This window comes from Candidatus Caldatribacterium saccharofermentans (genome assembly GCF_050267035.1).
GTDB lineage: Bacteria > Atribacterota > Atribacteria > Atribacterales > Caldatribacteriaceae > Caldatribacterium > Caldatribacterium saccharofermentans.
Genome location: NZ_CP187957.1, coordinates 1,893,630 through 1,911,972, shown reverse-complemented (window position 1 = coordinate 1,911,972; position 18,343 = coordinate 1,893,630). Strand labels below are relative to the sequence as shown.

Annotated in this window: 16 protein-coding genes and 1 tRNA gene; 5 read left to right on the top strand and 12 right to left on the bottom strand. The window is 54.4% G+C overall.

The genetic code is table 11. From position 1 onward, the window contains the following. Positions 1 to 37 precede the first annotated feature (37 nt). Genes ACPT9Q_RS09765 through ACPT9Q_RS09750 form a run of 4 tightly spaced genes read left to right on the top strand, consistent with a single transcriptional unit; the run spans position 38 to position 5,875 of the window. Positions 38 to 838, top strand: coding sequence for an aldo/keto reductase (locus ACPT9Q_RS09765; protein WP_427365723.1), 801 nt, complete (start codon positions 38 to 40; stop codon positions 836 to 838). Further along, the gene (locus ACPT9Q_RS09760) at positions 838 to 2,139 is read left to right on the top strand and encodes an alkaline phosphatase (RefSeq protein ID WP_427365722.1); all 1,302 of its coding nucleotides are present in this window, start codon (positions 838 to 840) and stop codon (positions 2,137 to 2,139) included. The genes ACPT9Q_RS09765 and ACPT9Q_RS09760 overlap by 1 nt, the downstream gene beginning before the upstream one ends. A gap of 21 nt (positions 2,140 to 2,160) precedes the next feature. Further along, positions 2,161 to 2,631, top strand: a complete 471-nt coding sequence (locus ACPT9Q_RS09755; protein ID WP_427365721.1) for a SoxR reducing system RseC family protein — start codon at positions 2,161 to 2,163, stop codon at positions 2,629 to 2,631. Then, positions 2,615 to 5,875 (top strand): PAS domain S-box protein, encoded by a 3,261-nt coding sequence (locus ACPT9Q_RS09750; protein WP_427365719.1) that lies wholly within the window; start codon positions 2,615 to 2,617, stop codon positions 5,873 to 5,875. Before ACPT9Q_RS09755 ends, ACPT9Q_RS09750 begins: the two co-directional genes overlap by 17 nt. Here the strand turns inward: ACPT9Q_RS09750 and ACPT9Q_RS09745 are convergent. From ACPT9Q_RS09745 to ACPT9Q_RS09715, 7 genes are read right to left on the bottom strand one after another with little or no spacing between them, the layout of a single operon-like run. Then, positions 5,856 to 7,154 (bottom strand): radical SAM protein, encoded by a 1,299-nt coding sequence (locus ACPT9Q_RS09745; protein WP_427365718.1) that lies wholly within the window; start codon positions 7,152 to 7,154, stop codon positions 5,856 to 5,858. The two genes, ACPT9Q_RS09750 and ACPT9Q_RS09745, sit on opposite strands and share 20 nt — an antisense overlap. 5 nt (positions 7,155 to 7,159) lie before the next feature. Then, a complete protein-coding gene (locus ACPT9Q_RS09740) occupies positions 7,160 to 7,402 on the bottom strand; it encodes a hydrogenase/urease maturation nickel metallochaperone HypA (RefSeq protein WP_017873495.1) in 243 nt (80 codons plus the stop codon). Beyond that, positions 7,395 to 7,838, bottom strand: a complete 444-nt coding sequence (locus tag ACPT9Q_RS09735; protein ID WP_427365717.1) for a hydrogenase 3 maturation endopeptidase HyCI — start codon at positions 7,836 to 7,838, stop codon at positions 7,395 to 7,397. The genes ACPT9Q_RS09740 and ACPT9Q_RS09735 overlap by 8 nt, the downstream gene beginning before the upstream one ends. Positions 7,839 to 7,845: 7 nt before the next feature. Continuing rightward, entirely contained in the window at positions 7,846 to 9,189 is a 1,344-nt protein-coding gene (locus tag ACPT9Q_RS09730; protein ID WP_017873497.1) for a nickel-dependent hydrogenase large subunit, read from the bottom strand. Beyond that, positions 9,167 to 9,946 carry a cytochrome B gene (locus tag ACPT9Q_RS09725; protein ID WP_427365716.1) on the bottom strand — a complete coding sequence of 260 codons (780 nt, stop codon included), beginning with the start codon at positions 9,944 to 9,946 and terminating at the stop codon, positions 9,167 to 9,169. The genes ACPT9Q_RS09730 and ACPT9Q_RS09725 overlap by 23 nt, the downstream gene beginning before the upstream one ends. Beyond that, positions 9,943 to 10,779 carry an FAD/NAD(P)-binding protein gene (locus tag ACPT9Q_RS09720; protein WP_427365715.1) on the bottom strand — a complete coding sequence of 279 codons (837 nt, stop codon included), beginning with the start codon at positions 10,777 to 10,779 and terminating at the stop codon, positions 9,943 to 9,945. Before ACPT9Q_RS09720 ends, ACPT9Q_RS09725 begins: the two co-directional genes overlap by 4 nt. An 11-nt stretch (positions 10,780 to 10,790) precedes the next feature. Beyond that, positions 10,791 to 11,837 carry a 4Fe-4S dicluster domain-containing protein gene (locus ACPT9Q_RS09715; RefSeq protein ID WP_427365714.1) on the bottom strand — a complete coding sequence of 349 codons (1,047 nt, stop codon included), beginning with the start codon at positions 11,835 to 11,837 and terminating at the stop codon, positions 10,791 to 10,793. A 127-nt stretch (positions 11,838 to 11,964) separates the two neighbouring features. On the opposite strand from ACPT9Q_RS09715, the gene ACPT9Q_RS09710 reads away from it, so the two are divergent. After that, positions 11,965 to 12,042 (top strand) — tRNA-Pro (locus ACPT9Q_RS09710). A gap of 260 nt (positions 12,043 to 12,302) precedes the next feature. On the opposite strand, the gene ACPT9Q_RS09705 is transcribed toward ACPT9Q_RS09710, so the two are convergent. From ACPT9Q_RS09705 to cas1, 5 genes are all read right to left on the bottom strand, one after another. Further along, positions 12,303 to 13,598: an RNA-guided endonuclease InsQ/TnpB family protein gene (locus ACPT9Q_RS09705; RefSeq protein WP_427365713.1), complete on the bottom strand. Its 1,296-nt coding sequence runs from the start codon at positions 13,596 to 13,598 to the stop codon at positions 12,303 to 12,305. A gap of 47 nt (positions 13,599 to 13,645) precedes the next feature. After that, positions 13,646 to 13,834 (bottom strand): hypothetical protein, encoded by a 189-nt coding sequence (locus tag ACPT9Q_RS09700; protein ID WP_427365711.1) that lies wholly within the window; start codon positions 13,832 to 13,834, stop codon positions 13,646 to 13,648. A 151-nt stretch (positions 13,835 to 13,985) separates the two neighbouring features. Next, on the bottom strand, positions 13,986 to 14,201 hold the full coding sequence (locus ACPT9Q_RS09695) for a hypothetical protein (protein WP_427365710.1): 216 nt from the start codon (positions 14,199 to 14,201) through the stop codon (positions 13,986 to 13,988). 1,573 nt (positions 14,202 to 15,774) lie between these two features. Continuing rightward, a complete protein-coding gene (cas2, locus tag ACPT9Q_RS09690) occupies positions 15,775 to 16,059 on the bottom strand; it encodes a CRISPR-associated endonuclease Cas2 (RefSeq protein WP_427365709.1) in 285 nt (94 codons plus the stop codon). Then, complete coding sequence (gene cas1 / locus ACPT9Q_RS09685; RefSeq protein ID WP_427365708.1) at positions 16,053 to 18,338, bottom strand: CRISPR-associated endonuclease Cas1; 2,286 nt, start codon at positions 18,336 to 18,338, stop codon at positions 16,053 to 16,055. The genes cas2 and cas1 overlap by 7 nt, the downstream gene beginning before the upstream one ends. Positions 18,339 to 18,343 lie beyond the last annotated feature (5 nt).

Sequence of the window (18,343 nt, the reverse complement as noted above, 5' to 3'; positions counted from 1 at the left end):
TACAATGGAAGGCAGAAGCGGCTCTGGAGGTGAAACCATGCGGTACATCGAACTCCATGGGGCAAAAGTCCCGGTTATTGGCCTTGGTACCTGGGACCTGCGGGGCGATGAAGGATATCGGGCGGTCCTGAGTGCTCTCTCTTTGGGATACCGGCACATCGACACCGCCGAATTCTACGATAACGAAAGAGAGGTTGGGCGGGCCATCCGGGATTCGGGAGTTCCCCGGGGGGACGTTTTCCTCACCACCAAAGTCTGGTACACCCACCTGCGTTTCCAGGACCTCGTCCACTCCTGCGAGGAGAGCTTGCGAAAGCTCAGCACCGACTACGTTGACCTCTACCTCATCCACTGGCCCAGCGAGGCCGTCCCTCTTGAGGAGAGCCTCAGAGCCATGGAGAAGCTGCACGAAGAGGGGAAGGTTCGTTTCATCGGAGTGAGCAACTTCGATGTTGCCTTTCTTGAGAAAGCCCGGATGCTCACCACCCTCCCCATCCTCACTGACCAGGTGGAGTACCATCCCTACCTCTCCCAGAAACCCCTCCTTGAATACTGCCAGAAACACCGTATCATTCTCACCGCATATTCCCCCCTTGCCAGGGGCCGGCTCTTCGGGGATCCTCTTCTCCAGGACATCGCCAGAAAGTACGGAAAGACCGTCTCTCAGGTCGTCCTCCGCTGGCTCATCGAGCAGGATATGGTGGTGGCCATTCCCAAGGCGAAAGATGCAAAACACCAGCGGGAAAACCTCGACATCTTTGATTTCTCCCTCACCCAAGAAGAGCACGAAGCCATCGCCCGTCTGGATCGGGGAGAAAAGGTGGCCTCACGGCTTTGATGGGGCGGTACATTCTCCTGTTCTTGTTCTTCCTGGCCCTTTTTCCGCCTTCTTTAGGGGACGCGTTACCACGGTACGTCTTCCTCTTCATCGCCGACGGACTGGGCCAGGAAGAAATCGACCTGTATATGGCTCTGGCCGCAGCCAAAGGACGTATCCTTGCCTTTGCGGATTTCCCCATTCGGGTCTTTCTGGACAACCGGACCGCACAGGGCGGCATCCCAGACTCGGCCTCCGCAGCCACAAGCATCGCCTGCGGAGTGAAGGTTCCCCAGGGCATGCTGGGCGTGGACGGTCAGGGCCGTCCCCTTGAGAGTGTTGCCAAAGTGGCGAAAAACCTGGGATTCCGGGTTGGCATCGTCACCAATGTCGCCGTAAACGACGCTACTCCCGCAGCCTTCTACGCCCACGTTCCATCCCGAAAGTCCTACGACGACATTGCCCGGCAACTCGTGGAGTCCGGCTTTGACCTTTTTGTGGGGAGCGGCATCACAAGCTCAGGTGACGCAGCACGGGAAAGGATTCTTGCTTTAGCCCGAAAGAAGGGGTACAAGGTCATCCAGGACCCCGCTGCTTTCTCTTCGCTTGGACCCGCCTCCCTTCCGGTCATTGCCCTTCTCCCTTTCACCTTCGCCATTGACCGGAGGGACCCTGCACCGAGCCTTGCCTCTTCCGTCCGGAAGGCCATAGAGCTCCTGCAGGATTCTTCCGGATTTTTCCTTGTGGTGGAGGGTGGACGCATCGACTGGTGCAACCACGTAAACGACGTTGTTTCATCCCTTGCTGAGGTTGAGGATTTCGAAGCTGCCGTCCGCGTTGCCCTTTCCTTCGGGAAAGCACACCAAGACGAAACCCTGATTCTTGTGACCGCCGACCATGATACCGGTGGCCTCACATTCAGGGAAAACCCCCTCCCCAGGATTCCTCCACAGGCCTTCTCATACGAGCGATTCCTGGCAAGACTCAGAACCACTCCCAAGAAAGAAGAGGCCCTCTTTGCGCTTTTTGTCTCCACCTGGGGTGAGGAAACCCTGCAGGGTCTTGAAGAGGAACTTGCCAGAGCTTCTTTGGAGTTCCTCGTCCATGGAAACGGCAATGCCCTCTGGATGAGGCTGGTTCGGCTCCTTGCTGAGCGAGAAGGCCTTTTCTGGTCCACTGCGGGACACACTGCTTGCCCTGTGCCGCTTTACGCCTGGGGAGAGGGTTCCCGGGTTTTCCAGAACGCCTCAAGCAACACGGATATTGCAAAGCTTCTGAAAGCCCTCCTCAGAGAGCAGGTTGTCCCTGAAGAAGTGTTTTGATATAAATGGAAGGGGAGACTCATGAGACAGGTGGGGAAGGTTCTACGCACCGAAGGTGAATACGCTCTGGTTCACGTGGAAAAACGGTCGGGATGTGGAGGGGAAAGATGCCCCTTAAGTTCCTCCCTCATCGATGACTCTGGAAGCGACTTCTACACGGTACGGGCCCGAAACGATGTCCACGCCCGCCCGGGGGATACGGTTTTCGTCGAAGTGCGGGATACTGTGGCACTTGCCGTTGCCTTCTTCCTGTACCTTTTCCCCATTCTCCTTGCCCTGGGTGTGTACCTGCTTTTTCTGGCGCTTTTTGCCCGGCAGGTCCTTGCGCTTTTTGGGCTTTTTGGAAGTCTGGGAGGATCGTTCCTCTTCCTTCGCTGGCTCAACACGCGATTCGTGATAGACTACCGGGTGAGCGCCTTCGCCCACTCTGAAGCGTGCACCCAGTGCCCCCTGCAACCGGGGAAAATCCCCCAGGGTGAGAACCGTGGTTGAGATGCTCAGGGTCTTTCTTGGGAGGAAAGGACGGGGATACGGGGCGCTGGCTTTTGGGTTCCTCCTCCTTGGCGTTGCCGTGTTCCTCCATGCAAGGCTTATGGAAACCTTCCCATCCCTCTTCCTCCTGCTCCTTCTTGGGGGAATCGCCATGCTCTTTTTTGGGGTTATGTTCCTCTTTTTCGAGGAACGCATTCTTGCTCAGAGGGCACAAATGCAGGAACGCCTCCTCGAGTTCCTCATGGAGTACATCCCGGACCACCTCTACTTCAAGGACCGGCAAAGTCGCTTCATCGGAGGGAGCAAATCCCTGGCGAGATACTTTGGCCTTGAGCGAGTAGAGGACCTTCTGGGCAAAACCGATTTCGACTTTTTCTCCCCACCCCACGCCCAGGAAGCCTATGCCGATGAGCAGCGTGTCATGGAAACTGGCGAACCCATCGTGGGAAAGGTGGAACTTGAAACCTGGCCCGATGGCCGGACAAGCTGGGTCCTCACCACTAAAATTCCTCTCCGGAACGAAAAGGGGGAAATCACCGGTATTGTGGGGATTTCCAGGGATATTACCGAAATCAAGTTGAAAGAGGAAGCTCTGGAACGGGAACGACAGTTCCTGAATGACATCTTTGAAAGCATCCAGGACGGTCTCTCCGTCCTTGACCGGAACTTCACCATCCTCCGGGTGAACTCCTTTATAGAGCGGCTTTATGAACACGCGATGCCCCTTGTGGGGAAAAAGTGCTACGAGGCATACCATGGCCGCACCTCCCCCTGCTTTTTCTGCCCCACCATTCCCGCCATGGAGAGCGGGAAAAGGGTGACCCACGTCGTCCCCTACACGAAAGAAGGAGAGATCAAAGGGTGGCTTGAGCTCACCGCTTACCCTTACCGGGACAGAGATGGCACCATTCTTGGAGTTATCGAGTACGTGAAGGATGTCACCGAGAGAATTCAGGCTGAAGACGCCCTGCGGGAAAGCGAACGCAAGTTCCGGACCCTCACCCGCCTTGCTCCGGCAGCCATCATCATCTACCAGGATGGCCGTTACGTCTGGTGCAACGAGGAAACCGAAAGAATCACGGGGTACTCCCAGGAGGAGCTCCTGACGCTTCCTGTTGAAGCCCTCGTTCATCCTGACTTTGTGGAGCGGGTACGGGCAAACGTCGCCAGAAGACAGCGCGGAGAGGAAGGGGAGGCCCAGTATGAGATCAAAATCCTCCGCAAAGACGGAGAAGAACGATGGATCCTGGTCCGTGGCTCCACCATCCGCTACCGAGGTCGGTTCGCTGGCCTTGCAGTATGCCTTGACATCACGGAAGAAAAGCGTCGGGAGGCCCGCCTCTTCCACCTGAACCGGGTGTTGAAAGCTGTCCGGAACGTGAACCAGCTCATCGTCCGGGAGAAGAACCGGGAACGCCTCGTCCAAGGAATATGCCGGGAACTCGTCGAAGGGTGTGGGTATACTGGAGCGGGTGTGGTGCTTTTCGGCACCGAGAAACCCTCCGTCACCGCTTTGGGGTTTTCTGAGGAACACCTCACTGCATTCGGCACTGTCTTAGAGCAAGCCCTGAAAAACCCTGGATATCCACGGGACAGGGTTGAAAAGATTACCCCCACCGATGCTGCCGCTTCTTCCCTTCCCCGTCCAGGTGAGGGGCTTTTCGTCGCCCCCCTCAGGTGGGGGGAACACCTCTACGGGGGAATTGTCGCAGCTCTTCCCCTGCCCTTTCTGAACGATGAGGAAGAGGAAATGCTTTTCCTCGAGCTCTCCCAGGATCTCTCTTTCGCCCTCTACAGCATCGACCTTGAGGCCATCCGCGAAGAGGCCCAGCAAGCTCTGCAGGAAAGCGAAGAACAGTTCCGGACTCTTGCCGAGTCCCTCCCTGTGGCCACCCTCATCCGCACGCACACCGAGTGGGTTTACGTCAACCCCTTCTTCGAGGCCCTCACTGGATATCGGGCCATGGAGCTCAATGATGAACTCTGGTTGCGGATCTCCCCCGAGGGTGCCACCTTGCTTTCACGGTGGCACAAAAAGACAGAGATGCTTCCCTTTGAAGCGGAATTCACCCTGACGACAAAGGGTGGGCAAACCAGGTGGGTTCTGGCCCGTTTCACACCCATACGGTACCGCGAGGAAGAGGCGCTCCTTGTGCTCCTTCTGGACCTCACGGAACGAAAACTCGCCGAAGACCGTATTCGTTACCTCACCTTCCACGATACCCTTACGGGTCTTTATAACCGGACGTTCTTTGAGCAGGAAATGAACCGCCTCGATACTCCCGAGAACCTCCCCTTAAGCGTCATCATGGGGGACCTGAACGGTTTGAAGCTCGTGAACGATACCTTCGGCCATGCCATGGGGGATGAGTTCCTGCGCCAGGCAGCACGCATTCTCAAGGAGGTCTGTAGTGGCCGGGGTGTGGTGGCTCGTCTGGGAGGAGACGAATTCGTGGTGCTCCTTCCCCGTACCTCAAGTACTGAAGTTCAGGCGCTTGGGGAAAGCATCCAGGAAGAGTTCAAAAGGACTGCAGTGGCATCCATCCCGCTGAGTATCTCCCTGGGTTACGGCACTAAAACCGACCCGAACCAGCCCCTTGATGAGGTCCTGCGTATTGCCGAGAACTGGATGTACCAGCGCAAGCTCACCGAAAGCCTGAGCTTCCACAACCAGGTTCTCCAGGCCTTTCGGGCATCACTCCGGGCGGTAACCCAGGAAACCGAGGAACACTCCCAGCGCATTCGGGAACTGGCCCTTCGCCTTGGAAAGGCCCTCGGTCTTTCCCAGAGAGAACTCGATGAGCTGAGTCTCCTTGCCGAATTCCACGATATCGGGAAAATTGCCATTCCCCAGAATATTCTGGAAAAACCTGGTCCACTGGATGAGGAGGAATGGGCCATCGTCAAAAAGCATCCGGAGGTGGGCTTCCGTATCACCCAGTCCATCTGGGAGCTTTCTTCCATTGCTAACTACATCCTCTTCCACCACGAACGCTTTGATGGCACCGGATACCCCCGGGGACTTCGAGGAGAGGACATTCCCCTTCTCTCGCGTATCATCGCCATCTGTGATGCGTACGACGTGATGGTGACCGGCCGCCCCTACCGGAAAGCAAGGACCAAGAAAGAAGCCATTGAGGAACTCCGGCGCTGTAGTGGCACACAGTTTGACCCCCGGATTGTTGAAGCCTTCATCGATATCCTCGAAGAAGAGCACCAGGATCCTAAACCCCAAGGTCCATAGGTGCTCGCCCAAGAGACCGGAGAAGGTGAAGCGTCTGTTCAACCTGTTCCCGTATGGTTTCCCCTTCGTGAGCCCTTCCAGGATACAGGGTGTAGTATGGCCGGAACTTGAGAGGTGTGACGTTCAGCATCAGCGAGCTTGCCCCAGAAAGAAGGCCCATCCTGCGAGCCTGAGGATCCAGAGTCTCAAAGGCCGTGGTGATGAGGATTTTGGCGTTTTTAGGGTCCACAAGCCGGGCCACCGCCAGGGTGTTGAGCACAAGAGATGGGGAAGGAGGAGCAGAAAACGCCAGGGGAGTTGCCGGATGAGGCAGGAACGGTCCAAAGCTGTACATTTCTGCCGAAAGTGCCCTTGTGAGGAGAATATCCTCAAGGATGTCGGAGAGCTTCTGCCCTGGAAGACCGATGAGTCCCCCCGTAGCCACGAGGTACCCGAGCTCCAAGGCCCTCTCAAGGTGGGTGAGGCGGTGTGAAAGTCTGTACCCTGGGTGCAGCTTCTCATAAAGCTCTGCGTTACTCGTCTCAAAGCGGAGCAAAATCCCCCTCGCCCCGGCTTCGTAGAGCGCCTCAAGCCCTTCAAGACCCACTTCTCCAAAACTCACGAATATAAGGACGGCATGACGCTTCTTAATTTCTCGCACAAGTTCTGCAAGTTCTCTAACCGAACGCCCCGGATCTTCCCCGCTCTGGAGCACAAGTGCCTGGAACCCGTAGACCTCCACAGCCTCGCGTACTGCCTCAAGAACCTCCTCATCGCTCATGCGATACCGCAAAAGAGCACCGTTGTGGGTCGAAAGACCGCAGTAGGCGCAGTTGCGAGAGCAGAAGTTCGAGATTTCGAGAATTCCGTGAACGCACGTGGCGTTGCCGTGGTACTTCCTCCGGAGGAAATTGGCCACTTTGTAGAGCAACTCCTGCTCTTTTGGGGACTGAAGCCCAAGGAGGGCGAGGAGTTCTTCCTTTGAAAGCGAACGCTCCTCAAGGGCCTTATCGAGCATACGGAGAATTCGCCGTTCTACTCCTTCCCTTTCCACCTCAAGCCGTGCAAGACGGAGGTCCACTTCCTGGAGCTCGAAAAAGGTTTCTTTCCAGGTAGCAAGGATTTCCTGTGCCTCTTCAGGCGGAACAACCTTGATCACAAATCCTCCCTGGGCGTAGACAAAATCCCCCACTCTGAGGGAGGGAAACTCATTGTACGCCTTCCTTCGCTCACCGAAGTACTCCACCGTGGCGATCCGCCCACAAAGGGCGACAACCTGTCCTGGAATGGCGTAGCACAAAGCGACTATTCCCCCTCAAAGGAGAGGAGACGCAGCTCCCTCAACGGACTGTGTTCTATAACGAGCTCAGCCCCCTCAAGGATGGTCCCCCGGGATTCCTCGGTAAAGAAATACCTGAGGACCTCCGGGTCGATCTCGGTGAAGTCCCCCATCCGAAGGTACACTCGGGTAATCCTTTGCAGGCCCTCCGCCTCTCCCCGACGGAGGAGATCCTCGAAAACCTCGCGGACCAGTCGGAGTTCATGCATCACGCAACCCTCCAAGGTATTCCACAATGGCAGAGGCAGCACGTTCCACCGCCTCACTCAATCCTTCCCCAAAGGAAACGTCCTCAGGCTGAATCCCCACAAAGACAACCTCACATCCTGTTTCATCGGCCACAATCCTTGCAATCACCGGGAGGGGAAACGTATGGGTGCTGAGCGTGACCGAAACGACCTCCTCCTCCGTCAGCACCCGGATTTCCCCCGGAATACCGCCAAAGGAGGCAGCGTCGATGAAGATAACCTTTGCCGGTCGTTCGCTCAGAATATCGTCGATGAACCGCTCCGGGGAAAAACCTGCCTGAATCAGACGAAAACAGGGAGGGAGAATCGGGGCAAGCTTCTCCCCGATATATACCCCTACCCCATCGTCCCTCCGGAGAGGGTTCCCAACGGTAACGACAACCGTTTTTCCATTCAAGGCAGGCTCAAGAGCCCTCCGGATTTTCTCGTCCAACAAAGGTAACATTGAGGAAATGGGTAGAACAGGAAATACAGGGGTCATACGCCCGCACAAGCATCTCAAGGGCAAGCTGGATTTCTTCTTCGCTTCGGTCAAGGATTTCCGGAACAAGCTTCCGCATATCGTACTCGATGTTCCGGAGGTTCTGTCCGGTGGGGATGACGCAGTTAGCATGCACAATGCGACCGTGGTCATCAACCTCGTAGTGGTGGTAGAGCGTCCCCCGGGGTGCTTCCACCGCCCCAACACCGCTTCCTGCCCGAACGGGGATGCGCTGTTTCTCATTCAGCCCTACCACAATCTCTTCGTCATAGTTGAGGCCCGTTTCGAGAAACTCCTCCACAACATCCACCGCGTGGTAGAGACAGTGGAAGCACTCCACAAGCTGGGCGACGGTGTTCAGATAGGGGTTCGTGACCTTCCGATTCATGCCAAAAAGGTCCGCTATTTCCTTCGCTCTGGGATGGAGTTTGGAGTAGTTCAGGTTCAGACGGGCCAGGGCTCCAACCATGTAGGAATCGCGACTCAGGCGGGTATGCTTTGCCGTCGAGTGGGGAACCACGAACTCGTTGGTGATTTTTCTGTAGTCTCTCTTGGGAAGGCGAACCCCATCGGTTGAACCTATATCCCCCATAAGGAGCGGGTACTCGTCGTCATCGGACACCAGGGCCACGTACTCCGTTTCCCGCTCAAATTCAGGAAAGCGAAATCCTCGAACGAGGTCGACCGTAGCCTCAAGGTCGGGAATCATCCCAAGGAGGAGGTTCCGCATTTTCTCGAGGTCCCCAGGACGAGGAAGCTTCGTGAATCCCCCCACCGTACAGCTTATGGGGTGGACATGTCGGCCCACAAGGATATCGCAGACATCGTTACAGGTTTTTTTAAGGCGCAGCGCTCTTCGGACCACTGTATTGTGGGTCTCCACAAGGGGGACGAAACTCTTCACGCCAAAAAGGTCTGGAGCAACGAGGAAGTAGATGTGGAGAATGTGGCTATCGAGAATTTCAATATCAAGAAGGAATTTCCGCAGCTTCACCGTTTGTTCACTGGGTACAAAACCGATGGCCTCTTCCGCTGCCTGAATGGAGGCCAGGGAATGGGCACAGGCACAGATACCGCAGATTCGAGAGGTGATGTGCTGAGCCTCAAAAATAGACCGTCCCCGGAGCATTCCCTCAAAGAATCTCGGCGATTCGATAATCTCCAGACGACATTCCCTGAGCGTTCCGTCCCGAACATCCACCACGATGTTCCCATGCCCCTCAACCCGGGTGAGATATTCAACATCAACGCGTATGCTCTTCCCCATGCCTTTTCTCCGCTCCCTTCAGGATTCGACAGGCGTTGTACATGTCCATCCGCCGGACCAGAAACTCCACACGGACACCGTAGCGTTCAAGCACCTCGAGGAATCCCCGTTCATTGGGATTGGAAACCATCCCCCGGCAGCCGTAGCAGATGTTGCCATTGTTGATGCACCAGGAGTTGCACCCCGCCCGGGTGATGGGACCAAGACAGGTGAGACCTCGCTCGTAGAAACAGACGTTCTCGTTGAACTTGCACTCTACACATACAGCCACATCCGGCACATGATAGGGAATCCCAAGGAGAGCACACTTAAGGACTTCGAGGAACTCAGGCTGGTACACAGGGCATCCGTGGACGAAGTACTCCACAGGAACGACTTCATGCACTGGGTGGGTGGGAAGGGTGGTGAAAAACCTTGCCCCCTCCCCGTAGACATACTGGAGAATCTCTTCAAGGTCGAAGGCGTTCTTCATGCCGTTGACCCCGCCGATTGTGGCACAGGACCCATAGGCAATGAGCGTTCTGGAGCGCTGGCGAATCCGTTTGATTCGTTCAACATCGTGAGGAGTTGTGATGCTCCCTTCAATGACGGCAATATCGTAGATCCCGTCCCACCGCTCGCTCATGGTTTCCCGAAATTCCACAAGATCAAGAAACTTGAGGAGCTCGAGGAGTTCCTCCCCGAGATTGGTCACCTGGAGCTGACATCCTTCGCAGCAGGTGAAATCGAAAAAAGCAATCTTCGGCGCCTTCATCATATCGCCCCTTTGAGATCCTTGATTTTCTCGTAAAAGAAGACCGGGCCATCCTGGCAGCAGTAGATATCGTGAATCTGACAGTGCCCGCACTTCCCAAGGCCACACTTCATATGGCGCTCAAGAGAAAGAACAATCTGATCCTCGGGAATACCCTTCTTGAGGAGTTCGGCGATCACAAAACGGTACATCACCGGCGGACCCACCATAACCGCAAAGGTTTCCTCGGGATTGATATCCACTCCGGGGATAAGGGCCGTCACCATGCCCACGTTACCTTTCCAGTCGGGGTCTGCACGGTCCACCGTACACTGGAAACCCACGTCCATCCGCCGCTGCCACAGTTCAATCTCGTCCCGGAAGAGGAGATTCTGAGGGTCTTTGCAGCCAAAAAGCACATGAACTCTGCCAAAATCGCGCCGGTTGTCCATAACGTAGTTGATGAGGGAACGAAGGGGAGCAAGACCTATACCTCCAGCAATGAGCAAAAGGTCGTGCCCGATGAGCCTGGTGATAGGGAATCCAACCCCAAAAGGGCCCCGGATACCCACTATATCCCCTGCCTCAAGACGATGCAAGGCAGTGGTCAACCGGCCCACCGCTCGGACACAGAGTTCAAAGCTCTGGCGCCTTGTGGGCGAAGAGCAAATGGATATCGGAGCCTCGCCCACGCCAAGGAGCGAAACTTCCACAAACTGCCCTGGCTCAAAATCGAGAATCTCTCCATCGACTAGGGAAAGCTCAAAGAGCTTATCCTTCTCGGTGAGGCGAGAAGTCCTGAGAATCCGGGCCTCTTTTACCTCGTATCCAGTGTGACTCAAAAGGAGTTTCTCCACAGTCCCACCCCTCATGTCCTGAGATACCCGGTTTCCTGAGCAAGCTGGGTAATGGTTTCTTTGAGATCAATCTTTGCCATACAGACCCGGCTGCACCGCCCGCAACCGGTACAGAAGAATCGGTTGTACCGCTTCACAGGATACGAAAACTTCCGGTTGAACCGATGTCGCTTCCGGTCAGATCGTTCTGCCCGGAAACTCTCTCCACTGGCAATTTTCGCAAAGGGCTCATTCTGGCAGGAATCCCAGACCCTGATACGCCTTCCGGTCACGAGGTTCACATCGGGAACATCCCGAACGTCAAAGCAATAGCAGGTGGGGCAGACGTTGGTGCAGTTGGCGCAGGAGAGGCACCGACCACCAATCTCCTCCCACACTCCCGCCTCAAAACCCTCCCTGAACATCCGGGGAAGAAAAGCGCGGTCCACAGGGACCTCGGGGCGGAAAATCTGGGCCTTCCTGGCCCGGAGCGCCTCGAGCTCGGCAAGATGCTGCGATTGTGCTCGCTCGAGAAAAGGAATATCCCGCACGAGGTCCTCACCTTTCTGGGTGCCCACCTGGATGAGAAAATACTCTCCAAGATCCGTGAAGAAGAGGTCATATCCTCCCTGGGGAAGGAACGTCCCCATGAGCCCACAGGAGGCATAGGTATCGCAGTAGTCGTTGCACTCGAGTCCGATGACGGTGATGTACTCTCTGCGGACGAGATAGTTCAGGTCCTTGGGCCGGTCGCTGAAGACCACATCAAGACACTGAATGCCTGCGAGATCGCAGGTGTGTACCCCAAAGAGGATGAGGGACTCAACCTCTACCACTGGCTGGAGTTTCTGTCCTCTGCGGGTGTCGTACTCCGCAAGAGTCTCATACTGGGGCATGAAGTACTTCTTTGGGGGGAGAATGGTCGGAATGTACCGGAGGGCGATGTCGCTGCCTTTTTGAACCTCGGAGAACACGAATTGCCCATTACCCTTTGCGACAGGCGCAACCACCTTTCCGCGGCGGACCAGGGACTCCACAAAAAGGTCGAAAGAACTCCTGGGAAGGATGAGATGCTCCACGCATTTCCTCCTTTCCTGCTTTTTGGGGAATAACCCTCCTGTATTCTTCCATATTCCTCCCAGCGTTTCTCCCAAGACACCGTGCATTTCTTGAAAAGCGCAGAGACTCTGGTATAATTCTCTCTGTCGGGGCGTGGCGCAGCCTGGCAAGCGCACCTGCCTTGGGAGCAGGGGGTCGGCCGTTCAAGTCGGCTCGCCCCGACCAGTTCTTTCAAGGCTTCCAGCCACCTGGCCATCCCGCAAAACCCCACTTTGACAACAGTTTGACAACAACGGGAAATCAAACGTTCTTCAAACCGGCACAGGGGCTTTGCTATAGCGATCGTAAGTTGTCCTCACGGTTTCCCCGACGCTTCATGGCTTACACACCTTGCACGGCCTTCTTCCACTCCTGAGGGCCTCTTCTCGGGTGCAGAATTGACTTCCTCCCCAGGGCTAAAGCCCGGGGATTCCTTCAGGCGGTTCTTAAGCCGCCATCCGGCTACCGCTTGCCGCATACAGCGTACCAGCGGCAGATTCGAAGCGGCTTACCCACCGGTGGCGGTTCCACCGGAGGGCGAGCGGCTTCAGGGGCGTGGCCTCCGCCCCGTGCCCCTTCGAGGAGCCCAAAAACAGTATGTTGATCGCCGCGTTGGCGTCGGCGTGCCAAACACAGCCGCATTTGCTGCAGGATACCTTGTGCCGGACGAAACGCTCGAGCGGGGATCCGCAGACGGCACAACGGGAAGAGGTTCCGCGCGGTTCGACAGGAATGACTTCTATCCCGGCCCGGACGCAGGCAGCCTCTATGAGGTTCCTGAGCATTCTGAAAGCCCAGAAGTTGTGCACCAGGAGGTTCCCCGGCCCGAAGTCCATGTCCTCGCGGATGCCCGTTAGGTCTTCGAAAAACAGCGTGGTCACACGGTGTCGCTTGAGGATACGTGTGGTCTCTGCGGCCAAGGCAACAAAGGCATGTTTGAGCCTTCGGGTACGGACCTGGTAGAGCCTCCTCAGTTGCCGGGAAGTTCTCCGTCCGGCCCTGGAGAGCCTTGCCTGCTCTTCTGCAATTCGCTTCGTCCAGTACAGGAAGTCCTTCCAGACTCCACGACCGGAAAAGAGGATTTGGCGGTGGAATCCTTCGATAGCCAGTGCAGCAAGCGTTCTGGCACCTAAATCTAAGGCGGCGCGCTTTTCAGGCCGGGTTCTTCTCACTGGTTCTGGCACTTCCACCACCTGGTGGGCGTACCAGCGCTTTTTCACCCGGTCGTACTTGAGTTCCAGGGTTTTTGGGGTACCGTGGAAGCGCAGGACACCCTTCGTGTGCAGGACCAGGCGATCTCCCTGCCCCTTCCGGAGGTCCTGCGGTAGTGTGAGGGAGAGACAACGAGCATTCAGGGAGTAGGACGTGGGCGCCTTGACGGGGATGATGCAGAATATGCGCCTTCTCGTGCGGCGGTCCTTCCAGTAGCGGGGTATGCGCGGCGGCCTCTCCATCTCGCCCTTGCGGTACAGCCGCAAGAGCGCGAAGAACGAATCCCACGCCTTCCTTGCTTTTTTGATGACCTCCTGCCCGATGTGAGCGGGCAGGGCTTTGTATGCCGGGTGCTCCTTGAACTCGGAGCACAGGGTTTCGTAGGAAGGCACGGGTTCACCCTCGAAGAAGGCCTGTCTGCACCTGTACTGGATGGTGTTCCAGAGGGCAGCACAGCGGTCCCCAATGATTTCCAAGACTTGCTTCTGCCGTTTATCTGGAAGAACCCGGACGACGTTGGTGTATTTCATACTTCCTTCCCTTATAACACAATCTAAAGCCGCTTTCATCCCCAGGCTTAAAAGCCGGAGCCTTCAGTGACGGATTTTTGGTCAATGAGAATTACTTCGCCCGCGGAGGAGATAACAAGCGAAGCGTCGCCCTGGCCAACGTCGAGGAAGTAGATTCTCAGCGTCTCGGCGAGAGCAAGCCCAGCAAGAACAAAGAGAAAGAGAACAACAAAAGTAACCAGTAGAAACTTCTTCATCAAGACGCTGCGACGCGGAGACCCCTACCTTTAGGTATGGGGAGGAGCGTCGCTTCACCTCCTTCCTTGACGTCAGGTCGGTTTCCCTCCACCCTTCTCTGACCCTGTCAGACCCTGAGTGAAGGTTCCTGCAAGGTTTCTGCTGGAGTACCTATGCGAACCCTAACATCCTGCAGTCCACCTCGTCCTTTACCTTTTTTCTGATTTCCGGAACTCCCAGAACCACCCGGTACGCTATTGCTACCTTCACCATTTTTAACCCCAAAGGCTCATTAAATCCACCGACGGACTTCCCCGTCACCACCCAGCCACAGAGTTCCATAACTACCCGATTACGCTCAACATACCTGGACTTTTGTTGATTCATGAAAACGCTCCAAGTCCCGTTTCGAAGGAGTAAGAAATCCCCACTCGAGTCTGAAATCTTTTCCTGAGGGTTTCAGAGAAAATTCTCCGAGGGATTCAATGGTGAAGGGGGTTTCTCCAAGGGCAAGGATGGGATGCCGTAGCATTCCGGGAGGGGCTTTGCGAATTTCCACGAGTTCAAGAGGCGGGGGAGTTTGAGAAGAGTCAAGACTTCTTGAGTTTGAGGATGCCGGAAAAAGGAAAGATCTTGAGATTCCCAAGGACACCTGTACAGGCTCAAGAAGTCCTGAGGTTTGAGTAAATTAAAGAGGCGTTGAGTTTGGGAGAACAAGAGGGACTGGCCGTCGGGAATCTGGGAAATTCCCGGGAAAGTGCGGAAAATCTACGCTCCAAGCTTACACCCTCACCTCGAATACTGGCACCTTTACAGGGGTTCGAACAACCACCGCCAGTAAAGCCAATGAATTGCCTGTAATACTTCCGACTCCTGGGCTCCAGGACCAGTTGACGGGAGCCCACCGCACGGAGTCACAAGACTCAAACAGGGGTTTCCTGTACCCACAGGCTTCCTACATTCTGCCGCTTTTTGCTGCACTTCCGGAGTGCTACCTTGTGCCAGCAGATCCTCGAAAACGCCTTATGGTTGAAGCCGGTGATAGGAGTAACTCGTGCAGACAGTAACGTTTTCGAGTTCCACCATTGCCATGGCCCTGCTTTCGGTGACGTTCGTGCCTTACTGAAAGCCTTCCTCCGACGCCGCCTGGCGTCAATCCCGCGAACGATCTATGAGGATGTCAAAGTTCAGGATGTTAGTGATAAGGTAGCAAAAACAGTTTTGTTTCAATCCCGCGAACGGTCTATGGAGATGTCAAAGATCCCCCCCTTATAACCCTTACCCAGGGAAAACTTTTTGTTTCAATCCCGCGAACGGTCTATGGAGATGCCAAAGGTCCCAGGGCATGTAGGGCCCAAGGCCGATGAGGTGTTTCAATCCCGCGAACGGTCTATGGAGATGCCAAAGAAGTAGTATGTGGCTGGCTCAAGTCTTGTCTCATCGTTTCAATCCCGCGAACGGTCTATGGAGATGTCAAAGAGCACATCTTTCCTGAAGTTTGAGGCAATTATACCCCAGTTTTCCCTCTCCTGCAAGGGGGCCTTTTCCCTCGTGGGAAGGGACAAGGGAGACAGTGGGAGGGGAATCTTCGAAAATCGAGGGAGTTTTCTTCTCCAGATCCTCTCTGCGCAACGTATGGAGGGGAAGAAAGCCTTAATTGTCAAGGAAAACCGAAGGAGAAGAACTTCGCAAATCCTTTTCCTTCCTCCTTCCCAAAATCGATTTTCGAAAATTCCTGCCTCTTTCTCCTTTTCCACCCCTTCTCTGACCGCTTCATTCCTGGTTTCCTCCTCCGGAGAATTTCGCATTTTCGCAAATCTCCCTCCAGAGAGAACCGGAAAGGGGGATTTGCGAAAAAATCGATCGTCTTTTCCTCCACTCTCTCCTCCCTCTGAAATCCTCAAAAACCCCTGTACGGTGGGCATTTTCCCAAAAGAAATCCCCTTTCGCAAATTCCAAGCTAAATCAACTCCACCGTTTGAGGCCCAGAAGGGTGTTTCCCAACCCTTTCGATCTTCCTTATGCAATCCCTGCACAGGTAATAGTACAGCACTATGTCTTCGTTTTTCTTAATCTGGCTTGCGATGTTTTTCTTCAGTTCCTCTATATCGCTATCCTTGAGAAAACACTCAAAGACACTTTTGTTCACCCTCCAACCATACATGGCAAGGATGCCCGATACCCTGTTCCTCCTTTCATCATCAGCTATATCATATGCGACAACAACGTATCTTTTCGTCACCATTTACCCACATAAGGACGATAAGAGTGTGTTTTCCCCTCAAGAAACTCTGCAACCGTTCTGGCCTGTTCTTCCATTATTTGGAAAAGTCTCTTTTCCCTGCCACGAAAAACCTCCACAGTGTTTATCCTCTCGAGAACCTTTCGCGCTACTTTCCCCTTCGTCTCGTCGCTCAAAAGACCTCTCTCCACTTCCAACGTTTCACCTTTCGTTATAAGCGCATAAACAGCCCTATCAACGGCTTGCTGTCTGAATTCTTCAACAAGGTCGAAGACAAGAGTCGGTTTTCCCTCTTGCGGTTTGTGTAAATAGCTTATGTAGACGTTTAAACCTGCCTTGATGGCGGCCTCCCACACCCTCGAGTAAAGGATGCCATAACCGTAGTTTAAAAGGACGTTCACGAGATCTGTGGCTCCGTGACGTACTCTCCCCTCAAAATCGACGTAGTCATTGAGCATTCTCTTAACGAGTTCCCAGTAACAGCTTGATGCCAGGCCTTCCAGGGCAAAAAGTTCACCCCTGAGAGCTTCGACGTCCTGGCCCTGGAGACTGCTTACGCGTTTTGCCAGCGATTCCATCATCGACAACTTGTCATCAAGAACCTCGGTAAAATCTACGTCCTTATCCCTCCTGTATTTGGAGTAGTACTTTACAAGATTGATCTGATTCCGTATCTTGCCTAACACAAAGCTCTTTGCCAAAACGACCCCCTTTCCATTCTTCAACGCCTCCAGCTGGGCAATGCCGAGCGAGGCCGACGGGAACCGCAAGGGATAGACCTTCGCATATGGCTCCCCACCAGCACCGTAGAAGTCGACAGGCACACCATGTTCAGCACAGTAAGCGATAACATTTGACGAGATGGCAACGCCACTGCAGAGGATGGAGATGTTCTTGAGGTTGAGTAGAGGCACTTCGTACTTTTTGATCCCCCGCTCTTTCACAGAAATACTCCTTTTCGTTTTACCCACGAATACCCCAGGGGTACTGATAACCAGCTCAAAACCTCCGGACTCAAGTTTCTGGTACTCTCTCTTCTTCCGTTTGATAAAGTCTTTCTCGGATGGCCTGGGAACGGGGACCTTTGCAGGACCATTTGTCTTCCTTCGGCAATAAGCAACGATATCTCTCGTCACCCTTTGCCTGAAAAGCCGGTATTTTTGGGAAAGAAAGCCTACGCGGGAGAGAATCTCCCGAATCTCGCTCTTCTTTTCAAAGAGTCCATCCCGATAGGCCTCGCTCAAGTGCCTTTTCAAGCAGCCTGTTACCCATTCATCGAGTTCCTCAAGAACAGCCTGCGAGAGAATTCTTCCGTAATAGTTACCAATTCCATCAAGCGTTTCAATAAGCCCCCTAAGGTCCCTGTCCTTCCTGAAGTCTATAGCATCGCTAATTTTGTTCTTGAGCTCAGCCCTTTTTTCATCACTTATAGTCTTCCCTGAAGCCAGAAACATCACACCCAGAAACTCAAAACCATCCTGAACTCTTCTCACGCCTCCTTCTGGATTAAGCTTCAGCTTGAGCCTCTGTCTAAGGAACCGCTTTGCCTCTTCAAACGCCCTGTAGGCTTCGCCTTCTGAGTAACTCAGGACGACAAAATCGTCAGCATACCTTACGTAGCCAAACCTCCTCTCCACCATCATTCTATCGAAAGGGTGCAGATAGAGGTTGGCCAGGAGCGGGGATATAATACTTCCTTGAGGGATTCCCCTGGCGGCATCCCGCCACCTTAGCCTTCTGTCAACTTTTCCCATCTTCACCCACAGCCTGATGAGTACCAGCAGTTTTTCATCTTTAATCCTCTCCGAGAGCATGTGGAAGAGCAAATCGTGGTCAACACTATCGAAGTAGTCGTCAATATCACAGATAGTTACCCATCCTCTCTTCTCGTTCTCTATCAGATGGGTAACCCTGTTGATAGCCTTCAGTGGGCCCTTACGTTCTCTGTAGGCATAACTGACGTCCAGAAATTCTCTCTCAAGTATCGGCTCTATAAGATCTTTGACGACCTGTTGGACAATTTTATCTCTAACGGTGGGTAAGCTGAGAGAACGAAATTCACCCTCGCCCTTGGGAATTTTAACCTCGTAGTACGGCTCCGGAATATAGCGATACAGCCTCAGTTCTTCCGCAAGTGCTTCAAGATTCTGCTCAAGATGAGCTGCAAAGTCATCAATTGTCACCCTGTCCACGCCACCAGCTGAGTCCTTTTCTCTAACTTTACACCACGCGGAAAACAGGTTTTCTACCTTACACACTTCCTGATAGAGCGACCCTTCCATAAAGC